At 45.0% G+C, this 14,405-nt stretch carries 18 protein-coding genes; all 18 read left to right on the top strand.

Features of this window, described 5'->3' with window-relative positions:
• Nucleotides 1-96 precede the first annotated feature (96 nt).
• The 18 genes from thrS (at nt 97) to DYD21_RS04925 (ending at nt 14,386) form a co-directional block, all read left to right on the top strand.
• Nucleotides 97-2,049: a threonine--tRNA ligase gene (gene thrS / locus DYD21_RS05010; protein ID WP_116033611.1), complete on the top strand. Its 1,953-nt coding sequence runs from the start codon at nt 97-99 to the stop codon at nt 2,047-2,049.
• Nucleotides 2,050-2,068: 19 nt separating this feature from the next.
• Nucleotides 2,069-2,611, top strand: a complete 543-nt coding sequence (infC, locus tag DYD21_RS05005; RefSeq protein WP_348636177.1) for a translation initiation factor IF-3 — start codon at nt 2,069-2,071, stop codon at nt 2,609-2,611.
• A 72-nt stretch (nt 2,612-2,683) separates the two neighbouring features.
• Nucleotides 2,684-2,881: a 50S ribosomal protein L35 gene (gene rpmI / locus DYD21_RS05000; protein ID WP_116033606.1), complete on the top strand. Its 198-nt coding sequence runs from the start codon at nt 2,684-2,686 to the stop codon at nt 2,879-2,881.
• A gap of 39 nt (nt 2,882-2,920) precedes the next feature.
• Nucleotides 2,921-3,268, top strand: a complete 348-nt coding sequence (gene rplT / locus DYD21_RS04995; RefSeq protein ID WP_116033603.1) for a 50S ribosomal protein L20 — start codon at nt 2,921-2,923, stop codon at nt 3,266-3,268.
• Nucleotides 3,269-3,408: 140 nt separating this feature from the next.
• The gene (pheS, locus tag DYD21_RS04990; protein WP_116033601.1) at nt 3,409-4,416 is read left to right on the top strand and encodes a phenylalanine--tRNA ligase subunit alpha; all 1,008 of its coding nucleotides are present in this window, start codon (nt 3,409-3,411) and stop codon (nt 4,414-4,416) included.
• Nucleotides 4,417-4,452: 36 nt separating this feature from the next.
• A complete protein-coding gene (pheT, locus tag DYD21_RS04985; RefSeq protein ID WP_116033598.1) occupies nt 4,453-6,864 on the top strand; it encodes a phenylalanine--tRNA ligase subunit beta in 2,412 nt (803 codons plus the stop codon).
• A gap of 13 nt (nt 6,865-6,877) precedes the next feature.
• Nucleotides 6,878-7,123 (top strand): hypothetical protein, encoded by a 246-nt coding sequence (locus DYD21_RS04980; protein WP_116033596.1) that lies wholly within the window; start codon nt 6,878-6,880, stop codon nt 7,121-7,123.
• A gap of 10 nt (nt 7,124-7,133) precedes the next feature.
• Nucleotides 7,134-7,424, top strand: a complete 291-nt coding sequence (locus DYD21_RS04975) for a cell division protein ZapA (RefSeq protein ID WP_116033593.1) — start codon at nt 7,134-7,136, stop codon at nt 7,422-7,424.
• Nucleotides 7,425-7,471: 47 nt separating this feature from the next.
• Complete coding sequence (locus tag DYD21_RS04970) at nt 7,472-8,089, top strand: hemolysin III family protein (protein WP_116033591.1); 618 nt, start codon at nt 7,472-7,474, stop codon at nt 8,087-8,089.
• 102 nt (nt 8,090-8,191) lie between these two features.
• Nucleotides 8,192-9,007, top strand: a complete 816-nt coding sequence (locus DYD21_RS04965; protein ID WP_116033588.1) for a TIGR00282 family metallophosphoesterase — start codon at nt 8,192-8,194, stop codon at nt 9,005-9,007.
• Nucleotides 9,004-9,720: an ABC transporter ATP-binding protein gene (locus tag DYD21_RS04960; protein WP_116033586.1), complete on the top strand. Its 717-nt coding sequence runs from the start codon at nt 9,004-9,006 to the stop codon at nt 9,718-9,720. Before DYD21_RS04965 ends, DYD21_RS04960 begins: the two co-directional genes overlap by 4 nt.
• Nucleotides 9,721-9,975: 255 nt before the next feature.
• Nucleotides 9,976-10,305: a type II toxin-antitoxin system RelE/ParE family toxin gene (locus DYD21_RS04955; protein WP_116033584.1), complete on the top strand. Its 330-nt coding sequence runs from the start codon at nt 9,976-9,978 to the stop codon at nt 10,303-10,305.
• A 17-nt stretch (nt 10,306-10,322) separates the two neighbouring features.
• Complete coding sequence (locus DYD21_RS04950) at nt 10,323-10,649, top strand: helix-turn-helix domain-containing protein (RefSeq protein WP_116033581.1); 327 nt, start codon at nt 10,323-10,325, stop codon at nt 10,647-10,649.
• A gap of 469 nt (nt 10,650-11,118) precedes the next feature.
• Nucleotides 11,119-11,805, top strand: a complete 687-nt coding sequence (locus tag DYD21_RS04945) for a tetratricopeptide repeat protein (RefSeq protein WP_116033578.1) — start codon at nt 11,119-11,121, stop codon at nt 11,803-11,805.
• Nucleotides 11,806-12,064: 259 nt separating this feature from the next.
• Nucleotides 12,065-12,520, top strand: a complete 456-nt coding sequence (locus DYD21_RS04940) for a hypothetical protein (protein WP_116033576.1) — start codon at nt 12,065-12,067, stop codon at nt 12,518-12,520.
• On the top strand, nt 12,517-12,852 hold the full coding sequence (locus tag DYD21_RS04935) for a hypothetical protein (RefSeq protein ID WP_116033573.1): 336 nt from the start codon (nt 12,517-12,519) through the stop codon (nt 12,850-12,852). Before DYD21_RS04940 ends, DYD21_RS04935 begins: the two co-directional genes overlap by 4 nt.
• 9 nt (nt 12,853-12,861) lie before the next feature.
• Nucleotides 12,862-13,830 (top strand): hypothetical protein, encoded by a 969-nt coding sequence (locus DYD21_RS04930; protein WP_116033570.1) that lies wholly within the window; start codon nt 12,862-12,864, stop codon nt 13,828-13,830.
• Nucleotides 13,811-14,386, top strand: a complete 576-nt coding sequence (locus DYD21_RS04925; RefSeq protein ID WP_147303500.1) for a hypothetical protein — start codon at nt 13,811-13,813, stop codon at nt 14,384-14,386. The genes DYD21_RS04930 and DYD21_RS04925 overlap by 20 nt, the downstream gene beginning before the upstream one ends.
• The last annotated feature ends 19 nt before the right edge of the window (nt 14,387-14,405 follow it).

The raw sequence follows: 14,405 nt of genomic DNA, 5'->3' as shown, positions 1-14,405 counted from the left end.
TAATGCTACGGAATGATTTCGTATTTTAAGTGACACTGCACTACATTGCAATATATTAAATTTAACTCCATTTAAAAGAGTATTTCAAAAAAACTGATGCCTGACGATCTTATTACTCTAACCCTACCCGACGGCGCTCAAAAAGAATTTCCGAAACAGACAACCGGCTACCAGGTTGCCGAAAGTATCTCCACAGGCCTTGCAAGGAATGCTCTGAGCATCACATTTAACGACTCCATTCTTGATCTTGACCTGCCACTTACCGAAGATGGTGAAATCAGTATAAATACATGGGATAACGAAGACGGAAAGTATACGTTCTGGCACTCATCAGCCCACCTGCTTGCCGAAGCCGTTCAGGAACTTTACCCGAATGCAAAATTTGGAATTGGCCCTCCTATTGAAACCGGTTTTTATTACGATATCGATTTTGGTGACCACTCATTTGGGCAGGATGACCTTGAAAGAGTTGAAAACAAAATTATTGAACTGGCCCGTAACAAATCGGAGTTCACCCGTGAAGTGGTGAGTCAGCAGGAGGCTCTCAAATTTTACAAGGAACGGAATAATGAATATAAAGTGGACCTGATTGAGGACCTCGAAGATTCAACGATCACCTTTTATAAGCAGGGAAACTTTACGGATCTCTGCCGCGGACCCCACATCCCTCATACAGGGCTGGTGAAGGCGGTAAAACTGACCAGCCTGGCTGGAGCTTACTGGCGGGGTGATGTGGAGAGCAAACAGCTAACCCGAATTTACGGGGTTTCTTTTCCAAAACAGAAATTGCTGAAAGAGCATCTTGAACAGCTTGAAGAGGCCAAACGCCGAGACCATAAGAAACTTGGCAAGCTGCTGAAAATCTATATGATGGACTCCATGGTGGGGCCCGGCCTGCCGATGTGGCTTCCAAACGGAACAACACTGCGCAGAACACTCGAAGCATTTTTACGCGAGGAACAGCTCGAACGCGGTTACAAAGAGGTCATTACTCCTCACATTGCCAATCTTGAGCTCTACAAAACGTCAGGGCACTACCCCTACTACCAGGATTCGCAGTTTAATCCGTTTGGGGTTGAAGGTGATGAGTATATGCTCAAACCGATGAACTGTCCGCATCACCACCGCATCTACTCCTCAGACCTGAGAAGCTACCGGGAGCTGCCGATCCGACTCGCAGAGTTTGGAAGTGTTTATCGTTACGAGCAATCCGGCGAATTAAACGGACTGTCGCGCGTTCGCGGATTTACGCAGGATGATGCGCACATCTACTGCACACACGATCAGCTGAAAGGTGAAATCAAACACACGATTGAGCTTACACAACACGTATTCAGCACATTTGGAATGCCGGTTGATATTCGTCTTTCCTTCCGCGATGATAATGAGAAAAAATATGGCGGAAACTCCGAATACTGGGATCGCGCGCAAAATGAAATTCGTGAAGTAGCCGATGAGATGGGACTCAAATATCGCATCGCTAAAGGTGAAGCGAGTTTTTACGGACCCAAAATTGATTTCATTATTCGCGATGCCATCGGCAGAAAATGGCAGCTTGGAACCGTTCAGGTTGATTATGTGATGCCGGAACGATTTGACCTCACCTATGTAGGTTCGGATAATGAAAAACACCGACCGGTGATCATCCACAGGGCACCGTTTGGATCAATGGAGCGATTTGTTAGTATACTGATCGAACATTTTGCCGGAGATTTCCCGCTCTGGCTGTCACCGCTCCAGGTTAAAGTACTGCCCATTTCCGAAGATTATTCAGAATATGCTGATGAAGTAGCCGCAGAGCTGAAGAAAATCGGAATACGGGTAGAGACTGATCACAGAAGTGAACAAATCGGTTCTAAAATACGGGATGCGGAAACGTCCAAAATACCATACATGGTTATTGTGGGTTCAGAAGAACAGGAAAGCGGAACCGTCTCCGCCCGAAGACATAAACAGGGTGACATTGGAACGTTTTCACTTAAAGATTTTATTTATAAATTAGACACAGAGGTGACAGAGAAACATTTGCCACCTGAACATAACAGTTAATTAAACATTGAGGTAACTTATCGCAAGACGCAGAATTCAAAGAAGAAAACGGAATGATGACCGGCCGAATATCAATGACGAAATTCGCGCCGACGAAGTTCGGTTAATCCGTCCGGATGAAGAACACGAAATCGTATCCCTTGAAAGGGCTCTCCAGATTGCAGAGCAGTTTAAAAAAGATCTGGTAGAAGTAGCACCTAATGCAAAACCACCCGTTTGCAAGGTGATCGATTTTGGAAAATTCATGTATGAGAAGAAGAAGAAAGAAAAAGAAGCCAAAAAGAAACAGCACACCATCCAGGTGAAAGAGCTTCGTTTCCGCCCGCAGACGGATGATCATGATCTTGAATTTAAAACACGCCATGCGCGTGAATTCCTTGAAGATGGGGATAAATTAAAAGCTACCGTGCAATTTCGCGGCCGTGACATGTTGTACACCGAACAGGGAAAAGAGCTTCTTATGAATCTTGCAGAGGAGCTCAGCGACATCAGTAAAATAGAGTCCAGGCCCACGATGGAAGGTCGCCGGATGATTATGATACTGTCCCCTGAAAAAAGTTGATCTACTCTTTATTCGGAAACTTAAACTTCCTATATTGCAAGTCTTTAAATTTTCAGGATAATAGAAGATACTATGCCTAAAATGAAATCTAACAGTGGTGCTAAGAAACGCTTCAAACGAACCGGTTCAGGAAAACTGAAGCGCAAGAAAGCGTTTAAACGCCATATTTTGACCAAGAAATCACCAAAACGGAAAAATGAGCTCGGGAAAAGTACTCTCGTACACGAGAACGATCAGAAATCGATCGAAAAACTTCTCCCCTACAGCTAACGCTTCCGATAAATATTAACTTTTTAAAACGTTACAAAAATGCCACGATCAAGAAATTTGGTGGCTTCCCGTCGCCGTCGCCGGAAGATTTTAAACCAGGCGAAAGGTTACTGGGGCAGACGTAAAAACGTTTATACTGTTGCTAAAAACGCGGTTGAAAAAGGTCTTTTGTACCAATACCGCGACCGAAAAAACCGGAAACGGAATTTTCGAAGGCTATGGATTACTCGTATCAACGCCGCTGCCCGCCTGAACGGAACCACCTATTCCAAACTTATTAACGGTATGAAATCCAATGAGATGGAGATCAACCGTAAAATGTTGGCGGATATCGCAGTGCGCGATCCTGAAACATTTTCTGAAATTGTAAACGCAGCCGCGAAGTAACGGTTTGCTGTACATTTCTATAAACCGGCAGTTCCCGTAAATTGGACTGCCGGTTTTTTTATATAATCTCACCGCTATTTTGCCAATAACGAACCGCCGTTAACTTTCACACCAAACGCTACAGAACATATCCATCGTTTATGATCGAAAAAATTGACTCTCTGAAACAGGAGATAGACTCGTTCACCATCAACTCAGAAGAGGAACTTGAAGCGTTCAGGCTCGAATTTCTTTCGCGTAATGGAAAAGTTCAGGATATGTTTAAGCTCATGGGTCAAGTACCGAATGACCAGAAAGCCGCCATGGGTAAAGCGATGAACGAGGTGAAAAATCTTGCCCAGGAACGCTTTGATTCCGCAAAAGAGAGTTTATCCGGGAAAGAAGCCGTCACATTCGGTGCAGCGGATGATATCTCCCTTCCGGTCACTCCAAAGTACACCGGCTCTCTCCATCCGCTGACCCGGGCACTGCGCGAAATCAAACAGATCTTCCTGCGCCTCGGTTTTAATATTGCTGACGGACCCGAGCTGGAAGACGATTTTCACAATTTTACGGCGCTGAACTTTCCCCCTGACCATCCCGCCCGGGATATGCAGGATACATTTTTCGTGAAGCGCTCGGAGGAAAATCCTGATGAAAACCTGGTGATGAGAACACATACATCGCCCGTACAGATCCGGCTGATGAAAGATACCCAGCCGCCTATCCGATCGATTATGCCGGGACGCGTCTACCGAAATGAAGCGGTTACGGCAAAATCCTACTTCCAGTTCAACCAGGTGGAAGGCCTTTATGTGGATGAAAATGTAACCCTCGGTGAGCTCATCGAAACATTGGTGATGTTCGCCAAACTGATGTACGGAAGCGACGTAAAATACAGGGTGCGTCCCTCCTTCTTTCCTTTCACGGAACCAAGCCTTGAAATGGATATCTGGTGGAACAATGAAAAAGGCGGTCAGTGGCTTGAAATCCTGGGTGCCGGCATGGTGGATCCCAACGTATTCGACGCCGTTGATGTGGATTCAGAAACGTACACCGGTTTCGCTTTTGGAATGGGAGTGGATCGGATCGCCCTGCTGCGCTACGGTATTGACGACATCCGGACCCTCTATGAAAATGACATCCGGGTTCTCCGACAGTTCAAATAAGTTTACGCTCATCAAACGCTTTATATATTTTAGATTATGAAAATTTCTGTTAACTGGCTCAGACAGTACGTAGAAACCGATCTCGACCCGAATGAAATTGCAGATAAACTCACGCTTCTGGGTCTTGAAGTGGAAGAGATTGAACAGATCGGTAATAGTTTTGACAAAATGGTCGTCGGTGAAGTTCAGGCTGTTCGGTCACATCCAAATGCGGATAAACTGCAGCTCTGTGATGTAAATACCGGTGATGAAGTATCTCAGATTGTTTGCGGAGCACCCAATGTTGCTAAAGGACAAAAAGTAGCCGTTGCAAAAGTAGGTGCCACCATGCCCGAACCGATGCCAAACGGAGAATATCTGACCATCAAAAAAATGAAACTCCGCGGTGAAAGTTCATCAGGAATGATCTGTTCCGAAGCAGAACTCGGACTGAGTGAAGATCACTCCGGAATTATGGTTTTGAATGATGATCTCAAAATCGGAACTCCGCTCAATGAGGCCCTCAATATCGAACAGGATACGGTTCTTGAAATCGGGCTGACGCCAAATCGCCCTGATGCCGCCTGCCATATCGGTGTTGCACGAGATCTTGCAGCCGTCCTTGAGGCAGAACTCTCATCTCCGTACACCCAGGTTGATAAACCAGCAAATGACTTATCTGATTCAATTGAGATCTCCATCAAAAACAGTGAGAAATGCCATCGTTACGCCGCTTTTATGGTTGAAGGGGTTACGGTAGAGGAATCCCCGAATTGGCTGAAACAGAGACTTCTCTCCATCGGTCTGCGGCCCATTAACAACGTGGTGGATATCACCAATTATGTGCTTCATGAGATCGGTCAGCCGCTTCACGCGTTTGACTACGACAAGATCGCCGGCAAAAAAATTATTGTCCAGGATTTTGATGAAGAAAAAACCTTCACCACGCTCGATGATGTAAAGCGAACCGTACCTGCCGGAACACTTTTTATTTGTGATGAAAAAGAGCCGGTTGCAGTAGCCGGTGTGATGGGCGGAGAAGATTCGGAAGTAACCGATCAAACCAAAACCATTCTCATTGAAAGCGCCTATTTCGATCCTTCATCCATCCGAAAGGCATCCAAGGCGCTTACCCTGCAAAGCGACAGCTCCTACCGCTTTGAGCGTGGTATCGACCCAACACTGCAGGTTCGTGCAGCCAAACGTGCGGCAGACCTGATTGCAGAAGTCACCGGCGGCAGTGTCGTGAATGGCTACGCTGATATCCACCCGGTAAAACCTGAGCAGAAAAAGGTATCGGTCAGGATTTCACGGATTAATTCGCTGCTGGGTACGGATCTCTCCCTGGAGGAGTCGGAAAAGATTCTGAATCTCCTGGAATTTGAAACCGAGCAAACAGATGAAAACACTTTGAACTGCACGGTTCCTCATTTCCGTCCGGATGTTTCACGGGAAGTGGATCTGATTGAGGAAGTGGGCCGGGTGTATGATTACAACCGGATCCCGCGTCCAGATACGGCTCCCTTTGTAACACCGGAACCGCTCACCGACTGGGAGAATCTGGTTGAGAGAATTCGCGGTTATGCTGTGTCTCTCGCATATAAAGAGATCACAACGAATTCGCTCCTCTCCAAAAAAGAGGCCACGCTTCTGTCGCATGAGGGGAATCATATCGACACACTAAATCCTGTATCCCAGGAAAATACAACGCTTCGCCCCCATCTCTCCGGCGGCTTTCTGAAGGCGGTAAAATACAATCTTCACCGAAACGAAGAGCAGCTCCGGTTTTTCGAAATTGGTCACGTTTTCAACGCTTCTGATGACGGAACCTGGGTGGATGGTGTGGAAGAGCACACGCATCTGCTGCTGGGATTATGCGGTTATAAATCCCACGACTCCTGGACCGGGGATGCGAAGACTTTCAATATTTTTGATTTGAAAGCAGACGTTGAAGCCCTTTTTGAACTGCTTGGTATCGCCGAAATGGTGGAACAAGAAGCTGTGAGTAATTACCGACTCAACTACACCATCGGTGAAGCAGTGGTTGGATCGATCTCCGTGGTTGACGAGAAGCTTCGAAAAGGGTTCGATATTGATCACGCCGCATACATTGCAGAAATCAACATCACGGAACTCTCTGCTATCGATGCAATTCACCGTGATATCCGGTTTCAGAAAGTCTCCCGTTTCCCGGCATTTGATTTTGATGCCGCATTCATTGTCGACCAGGACGTGAGAGCATCGGAACTGGAGCAATCGATCCGTAAAGAAGCGGGATCTGTACTAAAATCTATTGAGGTGTTCGACGTTTATGAAGGAGAGAATATCGGATCCAATAAAAAAAGTATTGCTTTTAGGCTCTCTTTTTTAGATTCTAATAAAACATTGTCGATCAAGGATGTGGAACCTATTGTTAAAAAAGTTGTACATCAACTTGAACGCACCTACGACGCAAAGTTAAGATCATAAGCCTCTGTTACCCATGGCCGACCTTGGTTCACAAAAAGAGACCTTTAAAAACTACCTGGATCAGATTCGTCAGCAGGTTACCCTGCTGAAAAAACAGAATAAAGATCTGAAACGTGAAAATTTACGGCTTAAGGACAAGCTGGAAGGACTTCAGAAAAAACAGGGCGATATTTTCTCTGAGATCAGTGAATCAGAACGAATTGCCATGCGGCACCAGGTGAAGAGCCTGATCAATAAAATTAATAAACATATAGAATAACGGGATCTCCATGCAGTCTATTAAAGTGACCATACTCGGCAAACAGATTCCATTGAAAGTGGAAGAAGGCGAGGTGGAAAGCATGAAAAAAATTGCGGGATTTGTTGATGAAAAATTCCGAATTTACCGCCAGGAGCTTACCAATCAGCCCGACTCTACGGCTATGATCCTCGCATCTCTCAGCATCGCAGGAGAACTGTTTGAACTGCGGCAGGAAGTTGCAGCTACTGAGGAAAGTGAGGAGCTTTTGATGCGTGAGATCAACGGCAAGATGGAGAAATTGATTACCGAAATCTCCTGACCCATCCAGCGGAATGGGATCGACAATATTTAGGTTTGAGAAGCACTATGTATAAAGGCGAACGATTTAACAGCTATACCCACCTTGCCGGAGCCATCTTATCGGCTGTTGGATTTATTTTTTTGATCTACCTTGCCGTAACCCGCGGTGATGCCTGGAAAATTACCAGTTTTATTATCTACGGAGCCACGCTCACCACACTCTACACATTTTCAACACTCTACCACAGTGTACAGGGGAAGCTGAAAAAAATCTTCCAGAAACTCGATCATGTCTCCATTTACCTGCTTATTGCAGGAACATATACGCCATTTACGCTTGTTACACTTCGCGGGGATCTCGGGTGGACCATTTTTGCCATCGTCTGGGGGCTGGCTACGCTCGGTATTATCATTGATCTTATTCCAAGTAAAGGACACCGGATCCTGCCGCTCATCATTTACCTCCTGATGGGCTGGTTGGTTATTATTGTAATCGATCCACTGGTGAGTAATCTTGCAACAGCCGGTTTTTACTGGCTTATTGCCGGTGGAATGTTCTACACATTTGGCGTGATATTTTATGTTCTCGACAGCCAACACCGCTTTTCTCACGGGATCTGGCACATCTTTGTTCTCGCCGGAAGCCTGAGCCACTTCATCTCTGTGGCCGGATATGTAACGTAATCCAGAGTGAAATCATCCATAGGATCAATCAAGAACACTCCAATCCTGAGCTCTACATTTTGTACCTTGCTCCATTTGCCCGTTAAAATTTAACAACCAGATATGGCAGCAGACACGGTTAAGATTTTTTTTATAGCAGATATTGTAGGCGAATCGGGTCTCGAATTTCTCGAAACGATGCTCCCTCCCCTTCTTGATAAACATCAACCCGATTTTGTGATCGCCAACGGTGAAAACTCCCACGAAGGGCGCGGTATTAACCGGACTATTGTTCAGCGGCTCTATGATATTGGCGTACATGTAATTACCGGCGGAAATCACTCGTTTGATAAATGGAAGATTTTCTCGTACATGAAAACAGACCCCAACCTGCTTCGTCCGCTCAACTATCCCAAAGGGAATGCGGGATTTGGTTTTGGAATCTATGATCTGCCGGGAAGTGATAAAAAAATCGGGGTGTTAAATTTGCAGGGCCGAACATTTATGCAGCAAATCGACGATCCATTTGCAACCTCGGAATGGGCGATAAAACGAATCAAAGAGGAAACCGATATCATTTTTCTTGATTTCCATGCCGAAGCCACCGCTGAAAAACTGGCCATGGCCTGGCATCTCGACGGACAGGTATCCGTAATCGTGGGCACACATACGCACGTTCCCACCAATGATGCACGGATATTTCCGCAGGGAACCGGCTACATCACAGACGCGGGCATGACAGGTCCTTTCAATTCCGTTATTGGCATGAAAAAGAAAACATCTATCAACCGGTTTCTGCTCGGTACACCTCAGCGATTCCTTGTGGCCGATAAAGAGAACCGGCTGTGTGGAGTCATAGCCGAGATCAATACAGAAACGGCTAAATGCACCCACATTGATTCTATCATTTATCCAGAATTCCAAAACAGCAAACCATGACACAAACCGGCACACCGGTATTACGGGCTGAACACATCGCCAAATCTTTTGATACAGATGCAGGCACCGGCAAGCTCGAAATCCTGAAAGACATTGAACTCTCTGTGGCCCTTTCCGAAATTGTAGCCATTGTGGGGTCCAGCGGCTGTGGGAAAAGCACCCTCTTGCATATTCTCGGCGGACTCGATCGCCCCAATAGTGGCGACGTTTACTGGGAAGGAGATTCAGTCTATTCACTGAAGCCGGATAAGCTTGCAGATTTCAGAAACAATAGTGTTGGGTTCGTGTTCCAGTTTCACCATCTGCTGCCCGAATTTACAGCCATCGAAAACGTAATGATGCCGGCATTCATCAAAGGAATCGGTCAAAAAACCGCGGAAAAAAAAGCCTCTGCCCTGCTGGAACGGTTCGGCCTGGGAAGCCGTCTGACTCACCGTCCCTCACAACTTTCCGGCGGTGAACAGCAGCGGGTCTCCATGGCGCGGGCGCTGATGAACGATCCGTCCATCATACTCGCCGATGAACCCACCGGTAACCTCGATGAAACGAATACAGAACTGATTCTATCCATGTTATTTGAACTGCGTAAAGATCGTGACCTCTCCATCGTACTGATCACTCACGAAGAGGAAATTGCATCCCGGTGTGATTCGCTTTACACCCTGCAAAGCGGAGTTTTAACAAAAAATGAACTCTCTGCTGATCTCTCCTGATGTAAATATTTAAGTTTAATTAGTTGATTTACCGCTGTCGGACCAACTTTTATACTGCATATATTTATTTGTATAAGAAATTATAATTCCATAAAAGACGTCGAATAGCGGTTTGGTATTTAAGTGCTGAAAACTCGGAATTTCTACAATTGCATTGCCTTTTCTTTAATCTATGGGCAGCCAAACCCGCTTAAATGCTTGTAGAATTCCGGGCTATGTTATTGCGTATTTATGTCAAATTCGACATATTAAGCTATGTCTGAAAATGATAAACCACTAGTGTGGATTCAGGGTGAAGTAAAGACACCTCCTTTTTCAGAAGATGCCAGACTCAAAGCCGGTTTTCTGTTAAGAAGGCTTCAAAAAGGTGATATGGTTGAAATGCCGGATTCCAGACCCATGCCAGCGGTTGGAAATAAATGTCATGAACTCCGAATCAATGGCAAGAATAAAACATGGCGCATCATCTATTTCATCGATGATGATGCCATTGTCATATTGGAGGTCTTTGCCAAGAAAACTCAAAAGACACCGATGAAAGTCATAGATGTATGCAAAAAACGGCTGTCTCATTACAAACAGTAGGATAGACTGGAAATATTATGGATAAGAAGAAACGCAAAATACTGGAAGAAAAAGGATATCGCGTGGGCTCCGCCTCCGATTTTCTTGAACTTACACCAGAAGAGGAAACCTATATCGATATTCGTCTGGATATCAGCAAACTGGTAAAAACTCAACGAGCAAAAAAAGGCTGGACCCAGGAACAGCTTGCACAGGCCATTGGATCAAGCCAGTCTCGTATTGCCAAACTTGAAGGTGGTGATCAAGGTATATCATTAGATCTGATGATTAAAGCACTTCTACGACTTGGAACAACAAAAAAACAGATGGGAAAACTGTTCGAAGGAGAGATGAAACCAGCCTGACTCAAATGGGGCTAAATGTTATCTCCATAGCTAAAAAGCTGAAATTCAAAATAAAGTGTGTTTTTGAATTACACCGAGCTATCGAACGTCACGAGAGAGAAGAAATAACTGATCGAAAATACGATGAGCTTCAAATTTTATCATTCTAAAAATCTGTATGGTATAACTAATTTGAACCCAAATCTAACTTTAATGACACTGGCAATTAAAGAGTCATACATTGTGTGATTTACTTCAACGTACGACCTCAATAACACTGACTCACCAACTACCACATCCACACTTTTCATGATATTTTCATGTCTCAGTCAGTAATATTTATCCGTTCAATCCATTCTAAGGTGGTGTTTTTTGAATTCTTTCAAAATTTTGTTCCCAAATAAGATTGAAGGTTCAATTTCACTTGGTTAAAACGATAAACAGTGATAACTTTCACGGCTTAAAGATAAAATAATTTGAACGGCTTTATATGAGTAAGGGACTTAAGAAAGAAGACTTAGAACAGGATATTCTGATAGAATATTCCTCACGGTTCATGTATTACTACGAACAGAACAAAGCGACCGTCATTGGCGGAGTGCTTGGCGTTTTGCTCGTAATCGGGTTAATTGTCGGTTATTTTGTCTACTCAGGTCAGCAGGAACAGGAAGCGCAGGATCTTCTCGGAATAGCAGAAGAACAATTTATGCGCGGCAACTATGAAACTGCTCTTTTAGGGGATGAAGATGACTTTTCCCTTGGTTTTGTACAGATTGCAGATAACTATAGCAGAACATCCGCCGGAAATCTTGCAAACTATTATGCTGCCGTTTCCGAAATGGAACTCGGCAATTATGAAGATGCACTTGATCGCATTCAGCGGTTTGATGTGCCAAGTGGAATTATGGGTGTCGCCCCGATATCACTCCATGCGATTATACTTTCCGAACTCGACCGCTATGAAGAAGCTGCTGAAATGTATGTACGTGCCGCTGAATGGAACGAGAATAATTCCACCACACCGTTGAATCTTCTGGAAGCCGCACAAGCTTATCGTGAGGCCGGGGATGATACCAACGCACTCCGCATGGTAAATCGAATTCTGGATAATTACCCGAACAGTCAGCAAGCTACAGAAGCTCAGCGCCTGAAAGGTGTGCTGACCCGGGACAACTAACCTATTTCAGTTTTACAGTTTTACAGATTTACAGTTCTGAAAGTTATCTAACAATCCGCTATTTTAATTTAAAAATAGCGGATTTTTTTTTGATCCTTTCCACTTTTGCCTACACCTCGTCCTCTTCCCCTACTTTCATATTTTTTTATCGGAAATAAATTTGTGTTTGCTACTGCCTGCTAAAATAGATTAATTACAAATTAAGGCACCGGGTTTTATAAGGGGTTATCATTGATAAATAAATATACGGGAGGTAAACATGCCGGGGGGAATTTTACGTAATCGGGGAACTGCAGCCATCTTCGTTTTATGGATTGCACTGTTAACCATTCAAAGCTGCGCACCATCGATATCACTTTACAGCGAAAACGCCTATCAACAAGCTGTAGAACTGAAAGTCGCTTCGCTCGATCTGATGAATCAAGCCACAGAGCCGTACGAGGATCGTAAAGAGCAGGCGGATCAGCTGCGTCTTGGCCTTCAAAGAGCATACGAATTTGCAAACGGCCGACCGGACAATGATCATTCGGCCCGACTCTGGCGTATTATGATCGACCCTGACGGGGAAATGATGGGCGGATTTCTCAGCCTATGGGAAGAGAGCGGGACGATGTCAGACGTATTTATCACTGAAGCAAAAGAAAACATCGCTGAAGGATTTGATACAATCATTGGGCTTGAAAGCGGGAAAATCAGGCCGGGAGATGTCCAATGATCGATTTTAATCAATTTCTGAATACTCTCAAATCAGATCTTGCCGATATCGGTAAAGAGTTTGGGCGGGATTATGTCGACGATATTGTAAGTGATGGTACTGATTTTGCCATTCGCCGGAAGGAGAATCTTGAACGACGCGCACATCTTTTAGAGGAAGGAAAACTGAGTAAAGATGAGTTTAAATGGCTCCTTCAGTCCGACAAAAACCTGATCGAAATGAAAGCGATCAAAAAACATGGGCTGGCCGTTGTGCAGATGAATAAACTACAAAATGCGATCATCAGTACAATATCCGGTTCTCTTCTAAAAAGTTTAAACATCAAATCCTGAGGTAACGGTATGCCGCGAATCAAACCACCTTTCTATCCAATAATCTACATCCGCGGATATGCGATGACGCAGGATGCAATCGATGAAACCGTTTCTACACCCTATATGGGATTTAATCTTGGTTCAACAAAAATCAGGCAGGATTGGACCGGGGAAGTCAAACGACACATTTTTGAATCTCCACTGATCCGCCTGATGAAAGATTATGGTTACGCAGATAACTACGGAAACGGTGCTGAACTGGAGGGCGAAATTCCTGCCAAAAGCATCATCATTCACCGCTATTATGATGATGCCGATTCAGAAATAGGAAGCGGCGGCGGAGCTCCATCCATCATAGAGGCCGCAAAGAAGCTCAGCGAGCTCATCCTAACGGTAAAACACCAGGTTTGCGGAGATGATGATGAAGCAAAAAGGATGTTTAAGGTCTACCTGGTCGCTCACTCTATGGGCGGACTAATCGCGCGGTGTCTGTTACAGAACGATAATGTGGGAGAACCGGAAGCGAAAAACAGTGTGGATAAGGTCTTTACCTATGGAACACCCCATAACGGGATTGATATCCGCGGAACAAACGTACCCCGCTTTCTTGGCACGTGGGATATGAACAATTTTAATCGTCAGAATATGGCAGAATACCTTGGGCTGCCATCGGGAGCACAAGTAAACTCTCTGAATAATAAGTTTCCTTCTGAGCGTTTTTTCTGCCTTGTTGGTACCAATCATCGCGATTATTATGCGATGAAACTTGCGGTGGGACCGATGAGTGATGGTCTTGTAATGATCAGTAACGCTTCTGTTCAGGGAGCACCAAGAACGTATACCCACCACAGCCACAGCGGACACTACGGAATGGTGAATTCTGAAGAGGGTTACCAGAACCTGGTCCGGTTTCTGTTTGGAGATATGATGGTAAAAGCCGTGCTTTACGCCGATCATTTACCGCTCCCCCCCCTCTGTGAAGAGAGCGAAAGATGAGGGGCGAAAAGTCCGGGCCTCCTATCTGTTTGAATCGGTGGTGATGCCAAGGGCGTCACGTTTCAGGCTGAGTGACCGGCGTGCCGAAAATCACTCCGCCGTTTTCAAAAAGTTTGATGAGATGTTTCCCGACGGAAATTCAAAACCAAAAATGCCGATTCTGTTTAATGTACCGCTCGACACCAAACGAATCGAATCTGGACATACGCTCGTTTTCTCCGCAGATATTGCCGTCCGTACGACAGAGTACCGGATTGATGGAAGTATCTTTACACGTCAGCGGATTCCTGAAGAGAATATTTTCAGGGAAAATATTACGATACGAGCCACTCAGGCAGAGAGCGGCAACCTGACCCAATGGAACATCCGCTACAATTTTTCAGATGAATCGTGGGGTGAAAACAGGGGAAGCGAAGCTGAAATAATAGATGGAGCAGCCGTTATTCCGCTAAAATCAAGAAAAGGATTTCTCGGAAAGTTGGTCATCGGACTTCATCCTTTTGATGAAGGCACCTCTAATCGGGTTGATGATATGGTTGAAGTACTGGATACTTAGAATTGGTGAACCGTGGGAA

Source organism: Rhodohalobacter sp. SW132 (assembly GCF_003390325.1).
GTDB lineage: Bacteria > Bacteroidota > Rhodothermia > Balneolales > Balneolaceae > SW132.
Note: the sequence above shows the minus strand (reverse complement) of the source record. Positions and strands in the feature narration are given on the sequence as shown.

What these genes read in the sequence shown, in the direction of transcription:
- pheT (WP_116033598.1), top strand. Translation starts at nt 4,453, where the DNA reads ATGAAAATTTCTGTTAACTGGCTCAGACAGTACGTAGAAACCGATCTC.
- pheS (WP_116033601.1), top strand. Translation starts at nt 3,409, where the DNA reads ATGATCGAAAAAATTGACTCTCTGAAACAGGAGATAGACTCGTTCACC.
- DYD21_RS04980 (WP_116033596.1), top strand. Translation starts at nt 6,878, where the DNA reads ATGGCCGACCTTGGTTCACAAAAAGAGACCTTTAAAAACTACCTGGAT.
- thrS (WP_116033611.1), top strand. Translation starts at nt 97, where the DNA reads ATGCCTGACGATCTTATTACTCTAACCCTACCCGACGGCGCTCAAAAA.
- DYD21_RS04955 (WP_116033584.1), top strand. Translation starts at nt 9,976, where the DNA reads ATGTCTGAAAATGATAAACCACTAGTGTGGATTCAGGGTGAAGTAAAG.
- DYD21_RS04940 (WP_116033576.1), top strand. Translation starts at nt 12,065, where the DNA reads ATGCCGGGGGGAATTTTACGTAATCGGGGAACTGCAGCCATCTTCGTT.
- DYD21_RS04930 (WP_116033570.1), top strand. Translation starts at nt 12,862, where the DNA reads ATGCCGCGAATCAAACCACCTTTCTATCCAATAATCTACATCCGCGGA.
- DYD21_RS04970 (WP_116033591.1), top strand. Translation starts at nt 7,472, where the DNA reads ATGTATAAAGGCGAACGATTTAACAGCTATACCCACCTTGCCGGAGCC.
- DYD21_RS04965 (WP_116033588.1), top strand. Translation starts at nt 8,192, where the DNA reads ATGGCAGCAGACACGGTTAAGATTTTTTTTATAGCAGATATTGTAGGC.
- DYD21_RS04975 (WP_116033593.1), top strand. Translation starts at nt 7,134, where the DNA reads ATGCAGTCTATTAAAGTGACCATACTCGGCAAACAGATTCCATTGAAA.
- rpmI (WP_116033606.1), top strand. Translation starts at nt 2,684, where the DNA reads ATGCCTAAAATGAAATCTAACAGTGGTGCTAAGAAACGCTTCAAACGA.
- DYD21_RS04950 (WP_116033581.1), top strand. Translation starts at nt 10,323, where the DNA reads ATGGATAAGAAGAAACGCAAAATACTGGAAGAAAAAGGATATCGCGTG.
- DYD21_RS04960 (WP_116033586.1), top strand. Translation starts at nt 9,004, where the DNA reads ATGACACAAACCGGCACACCGGTATTACGGGCTGAACACATCGCCAAA.
- DYD21_RS04935 (WP_116033573.1), top strand. Translation starts at nt 12,517, where the DNA reads ATGATCGATTTTAATCAATTTCTGAATACTCTCAAATCAGATCTTGCC.
- DYD21_RS04945 (WP_116033578.1), top strand. Translation starts at nt 11,119, where the DNA reads ATGAGTAAGGGACTTAAGAAAGAAGACTTAGAACAGGATATTCTGATA.
- rplT (WP_116033603.1), top strand. Translation starts at nt 2,921, where the DNA reads ATGCCACGATCAAGAAATTTGGTGGCTTCCCGTCGCCGTCGCCGGAAG.